Annotated in this window: 13 protein-coding genes, 6 tRNA genes, 1 rRNA gene and 1 pseudogene (1 of these 21 cut by a window edge); 3 read left to right on the top strand and 18 right to left on the bottom strand. The window is 35.0% G+C overall.

Going from position 1 to position 19044, the window contains the following annotated elements; translation table 11 throughout:
* The 10 genes from CCC31_RS08375 to CCC31_RS08330 all read right to left on the bottom strand — a co-directional run bounded on the left by CCC31_RS08375 (window position 1) and on the right by CCC31_RS08330 (window position 11652).
* Window positions 1–1230: a Coenzyme F420 hydrogenase/dehydrogenase, beta subunit C-terminal domain gene (locus CCC31_RS08375; protein WP_290850856.1), complete on the bottom strand. Its 1230-nt coding sequence runs from the start codon at window positions 1228–1230 to the stop codon at window positions 1–3.
* On the bottom strand, window positions 1223–2350 hold the full coding sequence (locus CCC31_RS08370) for a polysaccharide pyruvyl transferase family protein (protein ID WP_290850854.1): 1128 nt from the start codon (window positions 2348–2350) through the stop codon (window positions 1223–1225). The genes CCC31_RS08375 and CCC31_RS08370 overlap by 8 nt, the downstream gene beginning before the upstream one ends.
* On the bottom strand, window positions 2335–3519 hold the full coding sequence (locus CCC31_RS08365; RefSeq protein ID WP_290850852.1) for an O-antigen ligase family protein: 1185 nt from the start codon (window positions 3517–3519) through the stop codon (window positions 2335–2337). Before CCC31_RS08365 ends, CCC31_RS08370 begins: the two co-directional genes overlap by 16 nt.
* Window positions 3509–4312, bottom strand: a complete 804-nt coding sequence (locus tag CCC31_RS08360) for a DUF4422 domain-containing protein (RefSeq protein WP_290850850.1) — start codon at window positions 4310–4312, stop codon at window positions 3509–3511. Before CCC31_RS08360 ends, CCC31_RS08365 begins: the two co-directional genes overlap by 11 nt.
* Before the next feature lie 19 nt (window positions 4313–4331).
* Entirely contained in the window at window positions 4332–5483 is a 1152-nt protein-coding gene (locus CCC31_RS08355; RefSeq protein WP_290850848.1) for a glycosyltransferase, read from the bottom strand.
* 2 nt (window positions 5484–5485) lie between these two features.
* Window positions 5486–6661, bottom strand: coding sequence for a radical SAM protein (locus CCC31_RS08350; RefSeq protein WP_290850846.1), 1176 nt, complete (start codon window positions 6659–6661; stop codon window positions 5486–5488).
* 23 nt (window positions 6662–6684) lie between these two features.
* Window positions 6685–7884, bottom strand: a complete 1200-nt coding sequence (locus tag CCC31_RS08345) for a glycosyltransferase family 4 protein (protein WP_290850844.1) — start codon at window positions 7882–7884, stop codon at window positions 6685–6687.
* 20 nt (window positions 7885–7904) lie between these two features.
* Entirely contained in the window at window positions 7905–8879 is a 975-nt protein-coding gene (locus tag CCC31_RS08340) for an acyltransferase (RefSeq protein ID WP_290850842.1), read from the bottom strand.
* 3 nt (window positions 8880–8882) lie between these two features.
* On the bottom strand, window positions 8883–10013 hold the full coding sequence (locus tag CCC31_RS08335) for a glycosyltransferase family 4 protein (protein ID WP_290850840.1): 1131 nt from the start codon (window positions 10011–10013) through the stop codon (window positions 8883–8885).
* A gap of 181 nt (window positions 10014–10194) precedes the next feature.
* The gene (locus CCC31_RS08330; RefSeq protein ID WP_290850838.1) at window positions 10195–11652 is read right to left on the bottom strand and encodes a sugar transferase; all 1458 of its coding nucleotides are present in this window, start codon (window positions 11650–11652) and stop codon (window positions 10195–10197) included.
* Between the two features lie 719 nt (window positions 11653–12371).
* Here CCC31_RS08330 and CCC31_RS08325 point away from each other — a divergent pair.
* From CCC31_RS08325 to CCC31_RS08315, 3 genes are all read left to right on the top strand, one after another.
* Window positions 12372–12776 carry a hypothetical protein gene (locus CCC31_RS08325; RefSeq protein ID WP_117910315.1) on the top strand — a complete coding sequence of 135 codons (405 nt, stop codon included), beginning with the start codon at window positions 12372–12374 and terminating at the stop codon, window positions 12774–12776.
* Window positions 12777–12936: 160 nt separating this feature from the next.
* Entirely contained in the window at window positions 12937–14016 is a 1080-nt protein-coding gene (locus tag CCC31_RS08320; RefSeq protein WP_290850835.1) for a DUF5685 family protein, read from the top strand.
* Window positions 14017–14119: 103 nt separating this feature from the next.
* Window positions 14120–14947, top strand: coding sequence for a J domain-containing protein (locus CCC31_RS08315; RefSeq protein WP_290850833.1), 828 nt, complete (start codon window positions 14120–14122; stop codon window positions 14945–14947).
* Window positions 14948–15175: 228 nt separating this feature from the next.
* On the opposite strand, the pseudogene CCC31_RS08310 reads toward CCC31_RS08315, so the two are convergent.
* From CCC31_RS08310 to CCC31_RS08275, 8 genes and pseudogenes are all read right to left on the bottom strand, one after another.
* Window positions 15176–15928, bottom strand: a pseudogene (locus CCC31_RS08310) (Rpn family recombination-promoting nuclease/putative transposase); the annotation flags it as partial.
* Window positions 15929–16107: 179 nt separating this feature from the next.
* Window positions 16108–16180, bottom strand: a tRNA-Phe gene (locus CCC31_RS08305).
* Window positions 16181–16188: 8 nt separating this feature from the next.
* A tRNA-Met gene (locus CCC31_RS08300) sits at window positions 16189–16262 on the bottom strand.
* Window positions 16263–16282: 20 nt separating this feature from the next.
* Window positions 16283–16364: transfer RNA gene (locus tag CCC31_RS08295), tRNA-Tyr, on the bottom strand.
* Window positions 16365–16409: 45 nt separating this feature from the next.
* Window positions 16410–16482, bottom strand: a tRNA-Thr gene (locus CCC31_RS08290).
* Window positions 16483–16537: 55 nt separating this feature from the next.
* Window positions 16538–16610: transfer RNA gene (locus CCC31_RS08285), tRNA-Val, on the bottom strand.
* 76 nt (window positions 16611–16686) lie between these two features.
* A tRNA-Asp gene (locus tag CCC31_RS08280) sits at window positions 16687–16760 on the bottom strand.
* A gap of 79 nt (window positions 16761–16839) precedes the next feature.
* A 23S ribosomal RNA gene (locus tag CCC31_RS08275) occupies window positions 16840–19044 on the bottom strand (it continues 683 nt past the right edge of the window).

Raw genomic sequence — 19044 nt, 5'->3', positions numbered from 1 at the left:
TTATTTTCCCTTCAACATATCTTTTCTTTCAACAATGAAGCTCATAACTTTTGTAGGCAAAATTACGGACAATATACTCTTTATTTTTTTATTTCTATAATATTTCTTATTGTTTTGTCTGACTGCATAATCAAACCCTTTTTCATCCATCACCTTAAAAAAGTAATTTCTTCCGTTTGGACATAAATTTGGTTTTGAAAATGCCCTATTATAAGGTACGGCTTCGTCAGGATTAATCTTTTCTATATATAAGTCATTTTTTAAAAACGAAATTGTTTGTCTAGCTTTCTCTGTGTTTACCAATAACACCGAAACACCTTCTCTTAATTGTTCTTCATTAACTTTATTTTTCTGTATTCCCCAAAAATCTGCTACTGTATAATCAGAAACTCTTTCTTGTCCACAATAGTGACAATTATAGCAACTTTTTCTCAAAAAAATATTACTATTAAATCCAACAAAAAAAGTATCTAAAAGCTTATCCTGTATTTCACTAGTTCCATCTTCAAAAAATAATTTCATTCTTGTTCCATTTCCTGATTGCCAGCCATCCTCTCCTTCTTTTACTCTAAAGCAAAATTTAACAATCTTTTTTCTGTACTGTTTTTCTCTCTCTTTAATATATGTCATAACAGTCTTTTTACTTGCAACACCATGGCAAAGTACATCCATAGTGTATAGATATTTACTTTTTCCAATTTCCCCTAAATACGAATATAACGCTGCCACCTGACATGCTGTCCCCGTAAACAATACTAATTTTTCCTCTTTGATTAATTTCTTAACCCTTTCGAATACTTGTTGTGTTTTACTCTGATAGTATTTGCTTAATCTCAAATTGTCTATCTCATCCACATTAAAAATCACATTGTGAAACAAATCTCCAGACTCGGAATCTAATTCTACACCTATAACAGCCCCTTGCCTTTGTAATATATACTCTGCCAAAGCTGAAAACACTCCACCTGATGAACTTTTTTTCAATACTTCGACATCCTTGTTCCATGCCATATAAAAATCCGCATCGTACTTTTTATGTTTTTTATTTTGTGGACATTTTTTTTTGCATAAATTACAATCTATACATTCACTTTCTTTAATTGCTGGATATATGAAGCCCTCATCGTTTTCAATCATCTCAATACATTTTTGGGGGCACACAACTGCACAAACACCACATCCAACACACTCTTCTCTTACACAAATTTCTTTCTTTTGCATTTTATTCATATTTCAACGCCTTTTTTAAAAATTCAATTGACTCTTTTCTATATATATCAAGTTTTTTCCATACATCCTGAAAATTTATCTCTTCTTTTTCATAAAGTATACTATCTACATCTGAAATTATTCTTTTTTCCAACTCTAATTTTAACAGAATACCCTTAATTCTATTATCTGTACTTTCTTTTTCTTGCAATGTATAAAAATTTGTACCAAGATTAACAGAAAACAGTGTACCGTGGTATGAATTTGTAATAACTAACTCTGCCCCCTTTATCCATCCCAAAAATTCTTTTGGTCCAGCATCAATCGCATTTATTACTCCCTTAGAATATGTAAAACATGAAAGTGGCGTTATTACAACTAATACACAACCTTTTCTTTTTGCCATTTTCTGAAGCTTGGGCATAATTTTACGCGTCTTTTTTACTCCTTCTAATGCATAATATAAAATATATTTTTTATTTATCATTTTTTCCGGAATCGTTCCAATTTTACTGCTCCATTCCTCAGAATTTAACAACAATGTAGGATCTAATACTTCGTTACTTTCAATACCAAAAAGACTTTTAAATCTATCACAAGACGCCTTCTCTCGAAAGCTAATTTTATCAAATTTTTTTACTTTATCCACGATATATGTAAGTTCTTCATCTTTCATATTTACAATAGAAGATGCATATGACACTTTCTTTTTATTTGTGAAGCATAATAAATACGGATACATATACTTCCATTCACTCTCTTCCAATTCATTTGAATGTTTATTCCAAATTTGATCACTTCCACTAACAAAAATATCAAACATTCCGTCTGCTTCATCTACTTCTTCTGGTTCATTAAATTCCTTTGTTAAATTCAGTTCTTCTATAAATTGTTCAAATCTATTTTTTCTTGTAATATACTTTCCAATTTGCGGTAAATGAAGTAAATCTTTCAAAAATGCTTTTAATCCATTATTTAAGTGTATCATACTGTAGTACTTAATTTGTGACTTCATTCTATAATTTACTATTTCTACACTGTATCCTATTTTTTCAATTGATTCTTGTGTAGCATATGCTTGAAGCACCGAACCGAAATTATACGCTGAATGGTATGTAATTACTCCTATTTTTGTTTCCATCCATATTTCTCCTTTTCAATTTTATTTTCCCAAAATAATGAAATTCCAAACAATATAAACGGATATGATGCACTTGCGCAAATATACGTATAAAACATATTGAAGAAAGCGTTAAAAAACCATATAAAAATGGCTATAATTTTTATAAACCTTGGTAACTTTAAATTTGAAACACATTTCTTAAACATTAACCTAAACATCAATATATAACTTGCCAAACCAATATATCCATAGCACAATAAAATGTTAATATAATCATTATGAGCCCATATACGATTATGAATTGCTTTATTGTTAATATCATATACGAACCTATATCCATATCCTAATATTTGATTAATGATATTTCCTGAAAAAAAAGCCTTAATATCTGCTAGCCAAAATAATGATCTACCACTCGTAAATTTAACCAGTGGATCTTGATAGTATTCTGTTGATGAAACTGTAAGTGAACTGTCTATTTTATCCATAATACTTGAATTTAAAATAATAGCTAAAAACACTACAGCTATTGGAATCAATGATACCCAAAAAAATCTTCTTGATGGTGTAATAATATAATACATTGCTACACAAATAGCTAGTCCTACAGCAAGATATGTTCTTGACCCTCCCGAAAATATACAAAACATAGGTATGATGGCATATACTATATTTATTCTTTTTTTAGTTATCAATATCATAACTATTCCTAAAATAAACGTGGCCGCCGTAGCACTTCTAAAAACATTCCCTGTAAAAGAGAAAAAATATCCATCTTCATAAGAACTTTTCAAAAATATAGAAATGAAAACGAAAAAATCCCACGCTATAACAATCCCTTTTAAATAATTGTAATTGCTTTTTAAATAACGCTTGATAAATTCGTACCCAGATATTACATAATCCGAGAATAATATAAAGAATAACAAATAAAAAATATCGTTTTCATTATCCAAAGGACCCTCTGTAAAGATAAAAGCTGCTACATATGAAATAGAAAACAACATTAATATTGAAATTTCATATGTTGTCTTCTTTTTTTTAAAAGCAATAAAAGCCAACGATAAAATTAATACAAAAAATAAAATTCTATTTATAATTGGAATTATCCCCTGAAATAAAGTTGTAATCGGCAACAACATAACAACATCCATCACAACTCTATTAAAATTAATATTACCCCTCATTCTTTTCTCCTATAGCATCGATCATAGCTAAAAAATGCAATGGCATTTTCAGATGTTTCTCTAAACGAGTTCTTATTTTATATCTTACTCTTGATCCTAATTGCACTGTCGGCAATTCTTTATATTTAATATTATTATGGACTAACCACACATTCATTAATCTCTCAGACAAGAAGCCATATACTCTTGATTGATACATATCATAGTCTGAAATATTTTCATTTTTTTCTAATTCTAATAATAAACCTAACAACCAATTTGCATAATCATTAAAAATATTTTTCTTAGCAATGATCATATTATACGGAAATAGATAGTTTTTGCTCATTGCTATTTCAAATGCTTCTAAATATTCTGGACACTTGTATGAAATCACGTCTTTTAAAAGTTCTAAATCTTTTGCATAATGATGTTTTTTGTAATGATTACGAATATTTCCACATGAAAAATACATTCTATCACTAACTATACAATCATATTTTTCCAATATCTTTCTAATATCTGATTCTTTGTAAAAATTCTCTTCTTTTTCGCTCCATACATTATGCGTAAAAAATCTTCTATAATGAACTATCCCTTTAATGTCATCTTCACAATTGTGAGCTACCCAATATACTCCTGTTAGCTCACAAAAATTTGCATTCTTTTTCGAGATATTTTTTCCCTCATCATCATATAGATATCCATTTTTTTTGTTATTTTGCTTATATGCTCCCACATATAACCATTTGTAAAAATTTGATATTTTAGGTCTATTCTCTATATATTTATGGGTAATTACATATATTGACATATCTCTATTCTCCTTATATTTATTTCCTCTTTATTAAATTCGTATATATTTCTTTCATTGCCTCTTTTGATTTTAACTCATCAAATTTTTTTGCCATCTTTTTGCATTTTTTACTCATTTCTTTATATTCGTCTTCCTGCATATTTGCTATTCTATCAATAGCATTTGCAAACTCTTTTTCTTTTGTGGGATTACATAAATACCCCGTTTCTCCATTTACAACATACTCTCTAATTCCCTGAACATCGGCACCAACAACTGGAACTCCAGAAGCTAACGCTTCCAATCCAGCCATTCCCAATCCCTCTCTCAAAGATGGTAAAACTGCGATATCCGCACAAGCATTTATTTGTGGAATATCTGACCTATGTCCCAGTAATTTAACTCGCACATTTAGCCTCTCTGCCAGTTTTTCTAACTGTTTATCCAATGTTGAGTCCACAACAGCTCGGCCACATATAAAAAATACATACTTATTCTTATCTGGTAACATCGATAATGCTTTAATAATTATTTTTTGATTTTTTCTTTCTGAAAGCTCACCGACTGCTAAAACTAACTTATCTTTTTGTGATACTCCTAATTTTTTTCTATATTCATCTCTATCAATTTTTATTTTTTCAAATCTTTCCGTTTTTAATCCTACCCCTGGAATTAAAAATACATTTTTGCAATGCATTTTTTTTGCATTATTGTAGTCTTCATGATTTATTGTTATAATCACATCACTAAGCTTGGACATAACATTTTCCACACTATGATACACAAACCATTCTTTTTTTGTTGAACGATCAGTAAACGTGAATCCATGCGTTGTGTAGATTACTTTAGTACCCTTTCTTCTGTACTTTTTTGCTGCTGTACGAACTATCATGCCAACTATCGGTGTATGACAATGTATAATATCATATTTTTGTTTTAATACTTCCCTTAATTGCTTGTACGCTTTCCAATTTTCGCTGTTTATTGGTTGCTTAGTGTTAAAATCAACTTGATAATATTTTATATTCTTCTTTTTCAAAATAAGATTTTCAATTGCTTCTTTCCCATCAGCCATACGTCCATTCATTGCAACATCAACTTGATAACCCATTTTTTGTAAAACTTCTATATCGTTCCATAAAAAATTTAAAAATCCTGCCAAATTTACTACTATTAATGCTTTTTTCATTTTTATTCTCCTAGTTGTTTTGCAATATCTGCATCAACTATTTCTTCACCGCTCTTATCTTTAAGCTGTTCTCTTGAAGCATCGCTTAATCCGTCATTAATTGTCGCGCACATATCACAAGTACTGCATTTATCCAATTCCTCTTTAGTTACCTTTCCATCTCTGTAGTCACGTACAATTTTATTTTCATACATGCTATATGGATGTTTACTAAACAATGCTTTAAACTTATGTTTAAGTACCCAGAATCCAGGTTTCCAAATATACTTATGCATTGCAGGAGAAACTGAACCTATCATCCAACAATCTCTATCACAGCAACGAACCTTTGCTCTAACCTGTTCTGCTTCTGGACTATTCCATAATTCATCCCAACTCTGATTATTTAAGTTACCCATCACTTCTTTATCTTTTGTTCCGTTACATGGCATTACATCTCCGTATGGATCAATAAAGAATGTGTCAAAACTCATATCACAAGGAAGTAATCTCTTCTGTCCATAAATATAATTAATAAGTCCGTGATTGAAATAAGCTCTCATCCATTTCTTAGGACTCTTTGATCTAAGTAATTCATTAATTAAGTCTTCGAAATTTTTAGCAACCATTGGACGATCTTTGATTATATTTTTTGCTTCTACAAAATAGAAACTGTTATGTAATGAAGCTGTTGCAAATTCCATACCCATTTCATCAGAAATCTTATAAAGCGGTACTAAGTCAGGTGCATTTTTGTCCTGAACTGTCATTCCAAAACCAACATCCTTCATTCCCATTTCACGTAATTTCTTAAGTGTTGTATAGCCTTTGTTATATCCGTCATCTAATCCACGGATTTCATTATTTGTCTGTTCAAGACCTTCAATAGAAATACGGATTCCAATATTAGGAAATTCCTTACATAAATCAACAATTCTATCTGTAAAGAATCCATTAGTTGAAATAACGATTCTATCACTCTTCTTATATAATTCTCTAACAATGTCCTTCAAGTCTGTACGTATAAAAGGTTCTCCACCTGTTATATTTGTAAAGTACATCTTCGGTAATTTCTTAATTGTTTCAATTGAAATTTCTTCTTCCGGTTTTGATGGTGCCTTATATCTGTTACACATTGAACAACGTGCGTTACATCTATATGTTACGATAACTGTACCATTTAATTTTTTCTCTGCCATTACGTTCTCTCCCTTTTTCCCTTTTATTCGTATATCTTAATCAATTTATTACAATATTTCTCAATAGTATCAAAGCTAATATTTTTACAGTTTTCACTGTATTTATCTAGCTTTTCTTTGTTATTCCATAGTTCTTCAATTTTATTTTTCAAATCTTCTCCATTGCCACTTTCAAACAACTCTCCAGTACTACCTACAGATATGAGCTCAGGAATCCCTCCAATGTTGGCGCCAAGAACCGGTGTACCATACATCTGGCTTTCCATTACTGAAAACGGACAATTCTCATACCATTCTGATGGATATATAGAAAATCTTGCTTCTCTTATAAGTTTTTCAAGAGCTTCTCCCTTTTGAAAGCCTAAATTTTTAATATTGCTAATTCCATTAATCTCTTCTTCCAAAGGACCTGTTCCCGCAAATATAAACTGAATGTTCGGAAGTTTCTTACAAACATTTATAAGTGTTCCTATTCCTTTTTCTTCTGAAAATCTTCCGAAGTAAAGAACATAATCTTTCTTCTCTACTTCTTTCCATTCAACTTTATCTATAAAATTGTGAAGTGCAATAGTCTTTCTTGCGAACAAAGGATTTGAATCCATTTTTGTCTTCATAAATTCACTACAGCATATCATAGAATCAATATACTTATATGTTCCCTTTATTTTCCAAAACATAGCCTCCATTGTTCCAACTGCTGATTTTGCTGTACTACCATGAATACACTTACCTTTAAAGCAATTCATAAAATGTCCGCCTAAACACTTTTCACAATTTTCGTGTGTATTTGGATTGTTGCACATATGATTTGGGCAAACCAGATTATAATCGTGTGCTGTAAACACAATCTTGCATTTATGCCCTGTCCGTTTTGACCATTTCTTTATTTCTAATATAACACTCGGTGTTATCTGATATGTAAAGTTGTTTAAATGAACTACATCTGGCTGAAAGTCATCAAGAACAAGTCTTATTTTCTTTCTTGCCTCGCTAGAATATATAGTTTTAATTGGATACGTCAATTTAGAAAGTTTTGAACCTCCATGAAAGTCCATATCAGATGTATAGGCTTCTGCATGATTTCCAACGCATCTTCCTTCATGTTCCATTCCAAAGTATTGTACTTCGTGTCCCTGCCTTTCTAAATACTCACCTAATTTGAATATATATGTTTCTGAACCTCCATTTGGATACAAAAACTTATTTACCATTAAAATCTTCATATTTTATTCCTTATATTTTTTTACTTTATTTTACTTTCTACAACTTCAAACACTTTTCTGACTATAATTGCAAATATAATCGCTCCTATTAAAGTTAATATTACTGTAATAAAATATTGAATCCATCCATTTCCAAATATATTAGTAATCTTCATTTTTTGTAATATTCTAAACACCATCATATGGCATAAATATATCTCCATACTTATTCCACTTAAGAATTTAGCTATCTTATTGTCCAATACTTTTACATTTGAAGTAATCGCATATAATAGCATCACTACTGAAACTAATAGACACATAAACACATTACCATTCAGCAGATAATATACAACAATAGTAATACTCATAACACTTAATATTTGCCATGCTTTTATTTTTGATATTTCATTTCTATATAAATAAACTAATCCTCCAGCTATAAAGAAACATGCACTATAAAGGATATTTGTTCTGTTTATCTCAAAATAATTTGAACCTATTAAATTATATATCACACTAATTCCGAAAGCTATCCAAGCTCTCTTTTTATTCTGTATTAAAACACAATAAAAAGGAAAACATATGTAAAAGACAAATATCAGTCCTAAAAACCAACCAACTCCAATAACAGAAATATTACCTGCGTTTGGCAAAAAACCAAACATTAATGTCAAATCTGCAAAGGCTTCATATAAAGATTCAATCGAAGGTGACATAATTAAATCTACAAAAACTAATAGTGCAAAAAATGGCAATATTTTTTTAAATCTTTTTACATAAAATTTTTCTAATGTTATTTCGTTTTTTAATATTTTTTCATAATATCCACAGCACATTCCAAAAGCCGAAATCACCATAAACAAAAATACAAAATTAGTAAATGATGGAATAATTTTATTATAAATATATCCACCTATTTCATAGTTATTATTTGCTCCCATATGCATCATAACGATACCAATTGCTGCAATAGCTCTTAAGCCATCTATCGCACCATAATGTTTCTTTTCCATATTCTATCCTCTATACAACTCCATCGTTTTATCAACAACATCATCCCAACTGTATTTTTCACAGATGAAATCTGCTGCTGCTTTTTTATATCCAGCCACCATCTCAGGCTTGTCGCAAGCCTCCTGCAGTCTCTCTTTTAATTGTTCTACATTTGACTTTTCAAATATAAGCGCCTTATCTTCAACTACAGATGCACATTCATCTATATCCGATACAAGGCAACAGTTTCCATAGCTCATTGCTTCAAGCAGACTAAGTGGCATTCCTTCCAGATCACTTGGCAAAGTGTATACATACGCATTACTATACAACTCATCCAGTTCCTCGCCCTGAACAAATCCTGTAAATATTATTCTGTCATCGTCCTTTGCCATTTCTTTAATTTCATTTGCAAATGCATCCGTATCTGAACTTCCGCCGGCTATTACAAGTTTCTTTTTCGTATCTACTTTTTTAAATGCTTCTACAAGATATCTTAATCCCTTTTCCGGCACCAGTCTTCCCAGATATAATATATAGTCATCTTTTTCAAGTCCATATTTATATCGTATGATATCTGCCTTTCTTACAACTGGTCTATTCACTCCGTTCGGAATAAATCTTGTTTCCCTTCCATACTTTTCTCTAAAATAATCCTGTACGCCCTTACTTAACACTATTATTTCATCAGCATGTTTTACTGCACATTTTTCGCCCATCATTATGTATGTACTTGCAAGTTTTCCCCATTTTGCTCTTTGGTGGTCAAGTCCGTGAATTGTTGCCACGCATCTTTTCCCAAATAATTTAGGTAGCCATAACATGGCACAAGGACCCTCTGCATGAAAATGTACTACATCGTATTTGCCAAATGCAGCGCATACTCCTCCCGTCACAGAAGCAGTCATAGCAGCTAGTCCTTTCTTATCTAATGTAGGAACTGTTTTTAATCTGATTCCCTTATATTCTTTTTTATTTTTTTCATCGAATTCTTTTCCACTTACATGATGCCCGGCACGGTTAAGACATGTAACCTCATTGCCTCTTTCCACCATTCTGGTAGCCAATTCCTCAACTACTATTTCGACTCCGCCTTCTCTTGACGGTATTCTTTTATGACCAAGCATTGCTATTCGCAACTGTCCATTTTTCATATTATCTGTTTCTCATTTCTCTTATTTTTATTATCGGTATCCTACCTATTATTCCATATAGTGCCAGGCATCGCCCGGCACCACATTTCACTTATCTCATCATTTTTATCAGCTAAGTTTATTTAGCCAAATAATTTTCACATAGTTATTTTCGTTTGTACTTAAACCTTATCAAATCATTTTATACTGACCCTTTTCTGGCAATTACCACAAGAAAAGTCTTAAGTATAATCTTTATATCCAGTCCAAAGCTCCAGTTCATTATGTACTCATTATCAAGTTTTACTATTTCTTCAAAGTCCGTCATATCGCTTCGACCGCTTATCTGCCACATTCCTGTAAGTCCCGGTTTTGTTGCAAGACGGCTCTTGTGATGCGCTTCGTACTGTTCGTATTCATCCATTGTTGGCGGACGTGTTCCCACTAGACTCATGTCGCCCTTTAATATACTGTAAAAATTCGGAAATTCATCTATTGATGTAGCCCTAAGGAAATGACCAAGTCCTTTCTTTGTGCCATCTTTTCCGCTTCCTATAATTCTAGGGTCTGCGTCCATTTTAAACATAAGTCCGTCCATCTTGTTCTGTTCCATAAGTTCTTTTTTGCGTTCTTCTGCATCTGAATACATTGAACGGAATTTGTAGAACTTAAATGGTTTTCCATTTTTCCCTGCTCTTAACTGGCAGAAAAATATTGGTCCGTTAGGGTCTGCAATCTTAATCGCAGGCGCTACAAATATAAACAATATTCCTGTAACAAGGCACCCTACAAGTCCTGCGCATATATCAAGTGCTCTCTTTGCAAATGCTCCAACCGGTGACACCTGATTTATACTTGTCGTTACAACTGCTACCTCGTTAATTGTTTCAAATCCTGCATTTGGCAAAGCGTGTGTAAGAAATTCTACATTTATATGAACCTTAATTCCCATATTCAAAAATCCATATGCCATGCCTTCTACGACGAAACTGTTTACTCCGCTTACTCTGATAAATACGTCATTTATGACATTTGCCCTCGCATATTCGTATACGGAATTAGCATCGGCAACTACAGGTATTCCTTCTATTTCATCTATGTCTGATTCTTTAATGTCCATCACATCTGTCAATGCGATTCCCACTATCTCAAATCTCTTGTCCGGTCCGTTGCTTATCTTGTTGATAGTGTCTGTCGCCATATCTGATGATACAACAAGCAGCATATTTTCCTTAGCATTATCATAATTCTTACGTACTGCATAAAATTTCTTAAATGCTATATGGCTTATGTACATTAGTATTGTGTCCATCGCAAAGAATATTAATATTACTATTCTCGACACGTTATTCGCCTGGTGTATCAAAAACAAATATACAAATAACACTGCCATTATTATTGCGTTATGATACACTACGTCCTTCATTTCTTTCAGATATCCTCGTCTTAATATTCCTGAATATCCGTTTCTAAAAAACGCTACACAAAAGTGTATCAGCGTTAATGATATTGTTACATTTCTATATAGGGAAGTGTTGTACATATGCCCAGACCCTGAATATATCAGTGTAGCTAGAAAGAACGCTACATTAATGCATATAACATCTACTATTATGAAATCAAAATGCTTTGTCCACTTATTACTTGTTCCGTTGTACACTCTCTATCCTCCCCCTTTGTATTTTCTCTAGTTTGCTTTATATATTAGTTAGGCGAATGATTTTATTACTTATTTACTTAATGAATATTTACACTATCATTATTTGATGTATAATCTTCTTGTTTATTATCCAATAAACAATCACTTTATTTACCGTTTGGTGAATAATATTCATATTTTTATTAAATTATCTATATAATTTTCATTCTTACAACTTGTTTTATTTTTCGTTCAATATGTAAATTTGTTGCTTTTTTTTGACACAATTCTCTATTATTATATCATCTACGACTTTCTTTGTACATTGATTTTGTTAGTTTTATCAATATTTTCTGCTTTTCTTATGGAAAAGTTACAATAAAAATATTTTTATTATATATTTACTATATATGTATTTTAGTTCATTTTAAAAATTCCCCATAATATTTATGCTATTTTCTATCTTTTTTATACTATTTGCGTTGTTTTGTTTTTACCTTTTATCTGTTTGTTTATAATATACACCAATTTTTTTCAGTTTTTTTCGCATACTGACCTTTCTTGTATTTTTCTTTTGTCTATTTTGTTAACATTTGTAACGGATTTGTTAATTCTCTTTATATTACCTTGTTTTTATTTTTCATTAGGGTTAATATTTCTTATAAGTAAGGGGCAAAGTTTTAAGGTTTTATGATAGACTTTAGAACTTTTCTTATTTTTATATGGAAGGAGTCTTAGATTTGCGTGAAAAATTAGCGAAGTTAATGTACGGGAGGTATGGAGTAGATCAACTTGGCAGAGCAATGCTTATTTTCGCACTGGTTTTATGCGTGCTTTCGTTATTTGTCCCAAGACGTTTGTCCGGGATTATTTATTATATTTCACTTATTTTAATTATTTTGATGTATATAAGAATGTTTTCAAAAAATATTCAGAAGCGCTACCAGGAGAACAACAAATATTTAAGTTTAAAAGCTTCCTTCTTAAGAAAATTTCAGCGTGAAAAAGAAATTTTCAGCCAAAGAAGATTTTATCATTTTTACAGATGTCCACGTTGCAGACAACGTATTCGTATTCCTCGTGGCAAAGGCCGCATCGAAATCCGTTGTCCAAAATGCTCACAGACATTTATTAAAAAAAGTTAATTTATCAGATGCATAAATAGTCTGCAACTGATTATATAATTTAACAACATGCGTAAGAATTTCCTTTTAAGAGGGCATTAAGTATTTACGACTGATTGTGTGATTTAACTTAGAGCCGATTTGATTTGTGGTTCTTTACTTATTTTGTCTGGAGGACTCTATGTTTGGATATGTAGTTGTAAACAAACCCGAACTCAAATTTAGGGAATTTGATGTCTATCGGGCGTATTATTGTGGCCTATGCCACTCACTTAGTAAGCGACACGGTCTGTCAGGGCAATTAACCCTGTCCTATGACATGACCTTTTTAGTTATCCTTCTTTCTTCGCTTTACGAGCCGGAGCACAACGTCACTTCAAAACGTTGCGTTGTGCACCCTCTAAGGCGTCAGAACATCATTTCCTCAGAATTTACGGATTATGTTGCTGACATGAACGTCATCCTTTCTTATTTCAAATGTCTGGATGACTGGCACGATGACAGAAGCGTTCTTAAGCTTGCTTATTCAAAATTATTAAAAAAAGGGTCAATTGGGAAAAATTTAAATAATGTACATGCCACTTCTGATTCAACTGACGATGGTTCAGTTGCAGCTACTCAGCCAAGCGCTGTTGACGATGGTTCAGTTGCAGCTACTCAGTCAAGCGCTGTTGACGATGGTTCAGTTACAGCTACTCAGTCAAGTGCTGTTAACGATGGTTCAGTTACAGCTACTCAGCCAAATTCTGACAGTAACAATCAGAATTCTTATTTTACTGACGATTCCGGGCATTTGCATATTTCTCCTGATTATTCCTATAAAAATAAAATCGAAGCTATTTCATCTTTGTTGGACGAACTCGGTACCCGCGAAAAAATGAATGAAACCAACGTTGATGTGGTAGCCGGTTTATTTGGCCGAATAATGCAAATCCTATTCGTGCCTTTTGACGATATTTACGCCAAAGGTCTTGGTCGCATGGGCTTTTACCTTGGGAAATTTATATACATTATGGATGCATTTGACGATGTTGAGGAAGATGTCAAAAAGGGTCGTTACAATGTTTTTTCAAATTGTTATACTGACCCGGATTTTGAAACTCATGTCAAAGATATGCTTACAATGATGATGGCTGAGTGTTCCGATGCTTTCGAAATGCTCCCCGCTGTTGACAACGCTGATATTCTTCGTAATATTTTGTATTCCGGAGTTTGGAATTCCTATGAACGGCGTGTTTCAAAAAATTTAGAAAACAAATAATTTTTTATTGTGATGTTTTAATTTTTCAGAATTAATTTTTATTAACAATATTCTATCGCATTATAACATAATCACAGCAAAAATTTAGAAAGAGAATAGATATATGAATCCTTATGATGTTTTAGGGGTTAGACCAGATGCCTCTGAAGATGAAATTAAAAAAGCATACAAGGCTCTAAGCCGCAAATACCACCCTGATGCAAACATTAACAATCCTAACAAGGAACAGGCTGAAGAGAAATTCAAGCAGGTTCAACAGGCATATAGTCAGATTATGGATGCACGCAAGCATGGTGCAAATGGCTATGGTGGTTCTTCTTATGGCAGTGGAACTTATGGCGGCTATGGTAATTATGGCGGCTACGGTTCTGGTTCCGGTGGCTATGGTAATTCAGGCAGTTATGGATCTGGAAATTCCGGTGGCTATAATTCCGGCGGTTTCGGCGATTGGGACTTTGGTGGATTTGATTTTGGAGGTTTCGGCAATTTTGGTGGCTTTGGTACAGGCTACGGTGGTGCAGGTAATTATGGCAACTCTTCAAATATGTCAGAAGACGAGATGCATATGCGTGCTGCAGCTAACTATATTAATAACCAACATTATGCCGAGGCACTTAATGTATTAAATACAATTTCCAACAAAAATGCTACATGGTATTATTATAGTGCTATCGCAAATAAAGGCGTAGGCAACAATGTCCAGGCTCTTGAGCACGCCCGCATGGCATCTTCAATGGAGCCTAATAATGCTACTTACCGGCAACTTGTCCACACATTCGAAAGTGGTGGCAGCTGGTACACTTCTCGTCAAAGCAGTTATGGTGGAATGCCTACAATTATTTGCAGTAACCCACTCTTAGCCTGCTGTCTTGCAAATCTTTGTTGCAATGCTTGTTGCGCAGGTTGTGGTGGTGGATACACTTACCGATAAAATAAATTACAATTTAATTTATTAATAAAAAGAACTCAAAGTTTGAAAATTATTAATAACTTTCAGGCTTTAAGTTCTTTTTTATTAATAGATATTTTATTATGCTTTATTTTTTAATATCTATTATTATGCTTTATTGATATCTATTATCATTCTTTTTAATATCAATTATCACTTATTTATATCATCTTTTATTCATATCAACATTAACTTTATTGTTATATTGAACTAGTCTATAATCTTATATTCCTTCATCAGTTTATTCTGGTACTCAATATCCTGAGCTGATTTTTCTAAGTCATCATATCTTTTTTCTTTTAAAAGTATTTTAATTAATTTATTTGTATTCTCCTGACCTTTTTCTTCTCCAGCCTTCATTCCGTCCTTCAGACCCTCTCTATACTTTAGATTCATCTCCATCTGTAATGACATATACTCTCGCCTCCATCTCTCATTTTTTCTGGCTGCGATTACCTTTCTGTCTATCCTTCTCGTAAGTTCACTTTCAGGTTCGCTGCCGTCAAAATATTCCAATAATGATTTCAGTTCCTCATTTATGTCACTTTTATCGCCTTTTGTGTTTAGAAATATCTTATGCGTTCCGTCATTTAACTTGATTTCACTATCTTCCAGGCATACATTTTCAAACTCGTAAACACTTCTTCCTTTTTCAAAAAAATCAAATGTACAGATAAATATGACATAACTTTCCTTAAGTATATCATATGATTCGCCTTTTTCAATCATGTTTAAATCTATTATTCCCTGATAATATCTTGATCTTTTCGGTAATTCTTTATAAGTTGTTGTCTGCATTTCGAGATTAAATACTGTGTTGTCGTCATCCTCAACATATATGTCGAGTCTTATATCTTTTGACTTCGCTGTCATCTGTATTATTTCTTCATAATCAACATATACAATATCCCTTATTTTTATGTTTAATATATTTTCTAACAGTGGTTTACACAATTCTTTTTCACATAAAACTCGCCTTTATAAACACGGACTTGCCCTATATAATAAAAAAAGAAGCATTTCTGCTTCCTTATCTGTCATTCATGTTTATTCTGTTACGGTTTTTGCCGTTTTTAAATTTATCTGTCATTCCTGCGTCTTTTCTGTCTTGTCCCTCTCTCTTTTGCTTCGGACATAGTTAGTGCCCAGTTCCGGAATCGAACCAGAGACACGAGGATTTTCAGTCCTCTGCTCTACCAACTGAGCTAACTGGGCATAAAAAATTGCGGGGACAGGATTTGAACCTGCGACCTCCGGGTTATGAGCCCGACGAGCTTCCAGACTGCTCTACCCCGCGCTGTTTCTTCTTTTTTTTAATGGGCAGAGAAGGATTCGAACCTTCGAAGGCGTTGCCAGCAGATTTACAGTCTGTCCCCTTTGGCCACTCGGGAATCTGCCCATTCTTTTAAGGTAAGCCTGACTTCATTTATCATTGCTTACTTAAAGCCGATGAACGGACTCGAACCGTTAACCTGCTGATTACAAATCAGCTGCTCTGCCAATTGAGCCACATCGGCATATTCTGTTTTATCAACAAGCTTTCCTGCTTATTTTCTTTTTACCTCTCGGTAGTGGGACCTACAGGGCTCGAACCTGTGACCCCCTGCTTGTAAGGCAGGTGCTCTCCCAGCTGAGCTAAGATCCCATGTTTCATTATACAAAAATAGAGGTCGAGAAAGCCGGCTTTTGCTTTCAACCTCCTCTTTCTCTTCTTTTATTGACGACCCGGATGGGGTTCGAACCCACGACCTCCGCCGTGACAGGGCGGCGCTCTAACCAGCTGAGCCACCGGGCCATTGTACATTCAAAACTGCACACCAACTAATCTTCCAATCTCTTCTTCCTTGGATAACCTTTCCTCAAATTCCTTCCTTATGGTTAAGCCCTCGACCTATTAGTATCAGTCAGCTACACGTGTTACCACGCTTCCACCTCTGACCTATCAACCTTGTAGTCTTCAAGGGGTCTTACTACTTACGTATGGGATATCTCATCTTGAGGGGGGCTTCACGCTTAGATGCCTTCAGCGTTTATCCCTTCCAAACTTGGCTACTCTGCCATGCATTTGGTAATGCAACAGATACACCAGAGGTTCGTCCATCCCGGTCCTCTCGTACTAAGGACAGCTCCTCTCAAATATCCTACGCCCACGCCGGATAGGGACCGAACTGTCTCACGACGTTCTGAACCCAGCTCGCGTACCGCTTTAATGGGCGAACAGCCCAACCCTTGGGACCTACTACAGCCCCAGGATGCGATGAGCCGACATCGAGGTGCCAAACCACTCCGTCGATGTGAACTCTTGGGAGTGATAAGCCTGTTATCCCCAGGGTAGCTTTTATCCGTTGAGCGATGGCAATCCCACTTTATACCACCGGATCACTAAGTCCTACTTTCGTACCTGCTCCACCCGTCGGTGTCGCAGTCAAGCTCCCTTATGCCTTTGCACTCTGCGAATGGTTTCCGACCATTCTGAGGGAACCTTTGAGCGCCTCCGATACCCTTTCGGAGGCGACCGCCCCAGTCAAACTCCCCACCTGACATTGTCCACCAGCCGGTTCACGGCTGTATGTTAGAAACCCAATACTGCAAGGGTGGTATCCCAAGGGCGACTCCTCGCAAACTGGCGTTCACGTCTCCTAGTCTCCCACCTATCCTGTACATGCAATATCGAATCCCAGTATCAAGCTAGAGTAAAGCTCCATGGGGTCTTTCCGTCCTGGCGCAGGTAACCAGCATCTTCACTGGTACTTCAATTTCACCGGATGCATTGTCGAGACAGTGCCCAAATCATTACGCCTTTCGTGCGGGTCGGAACTTACCCGACAAGGAATTTCGCTACCTTAGGACCGTTATAGTTACGGCCGCCGTTTACTGGGGCTTAAATTCAAAGCTTCGCTTATGCTAACCTCTCCTCTTAACCTTCCAGCACCGGGCAGGCGTCAGCCCATATACATCACCTTTCGGTTTCGCATAGACCTGTGTTTTTGCTAAACAGTTGCTTGGGCCAATTCTCTGCGGCCTGATTTCTCAGGCACCCCTTATCCCGAAGTTACGGGGTCATTTTGCCGAGTTCCTTAACAATGCTTCTTCCGTCGGCCTTAGGATTCTCTCCTCATCTACCTGTGTCGGTTTACGGTACGGGTACAATGTACACTATAGCGGCTTTTCTCGACAGCCAGCTCACCAGCTTCGCTACTTTTATTTCGCTCCGCATCACGTCTTCAGATTGAACAGCGGATTTGCCTACTGTTCTCCTACCTCGCTTGCACCGGCTTTTCCATTTCCGGCTCTGGCTCTCTGTCTGTGTCCCCACAGTTCTGATACATTGTAGTACAGGAATCTCAACCTGTTATCCATCGACTACGTCTTTCGACCTCGCCTTAGGCCCCGACTTACCCAGGGCAGATCAGCTTTACCCTGGAAACCTTAGATATTCGGCCGTGAGGATTCTCACCTCACTCTCGCTACTCATTCCGGCATTCTCTCTTCTTATCCCTCCACTGCTCCTTTCGGTACAGCTTCGTCGAGCTAAGAATGCTCCTCTACCAATGACTATGTCATTCCTCAGCTTCGGTGTTGTGTTTTAGCCCCGGACATTTTCGGCGCAGGACCTCTCGACTAGTGAGCTATTACGCACTCTTTGAATGTATGGCTGCTTCTGAGCCAACATCCTAGTTGTCTTCGAAATCCCACATCCTTTTCCACTTAACACTCACTTTGGGACCTTAGCTGGAGGTCTGGGCTGTTTCCCTTTTGACTACCCAACTTATCTCGTGCAGTCTGACTCCCAATCATCATCTTTACGGCATTCGGAGTTTGATAATCTTCGGTAAGCTTTGACGCCCCCTAGGATATTCAGTGCTCTACCTCCGCAAGACTAAATTGAGGCTAGCCCTAAAGCTATTTCGAGGAGAACCAGCTATCTCCGGGTTCGATTGGAATTTCTCCGCTATCCACACCTCATCACCACCCTTTTCAACGGATGTGTGTTCGGACCTCCATTGCCTTTTACGGCAACTTCATCCTGGACATGGATAGGTCACCCGGTTTCGGGTCTACTCTCACTGACTTTTCGC

The organism is Eubacterium sp. LMAG:50, assembly GCF_008680265.1.
Taxonomy (GTDB): Bacteria; Bacillota; Clostridia; order Lachnospirales; family Lachnospiraceae; genus Eubacterium_U; species Eubacterium_U album.
The sequence above is the reverse complement of the archived record's forward strand: the minus strand, read 5'-3'. Positions and strand labels throughout refer to the sequence as shown.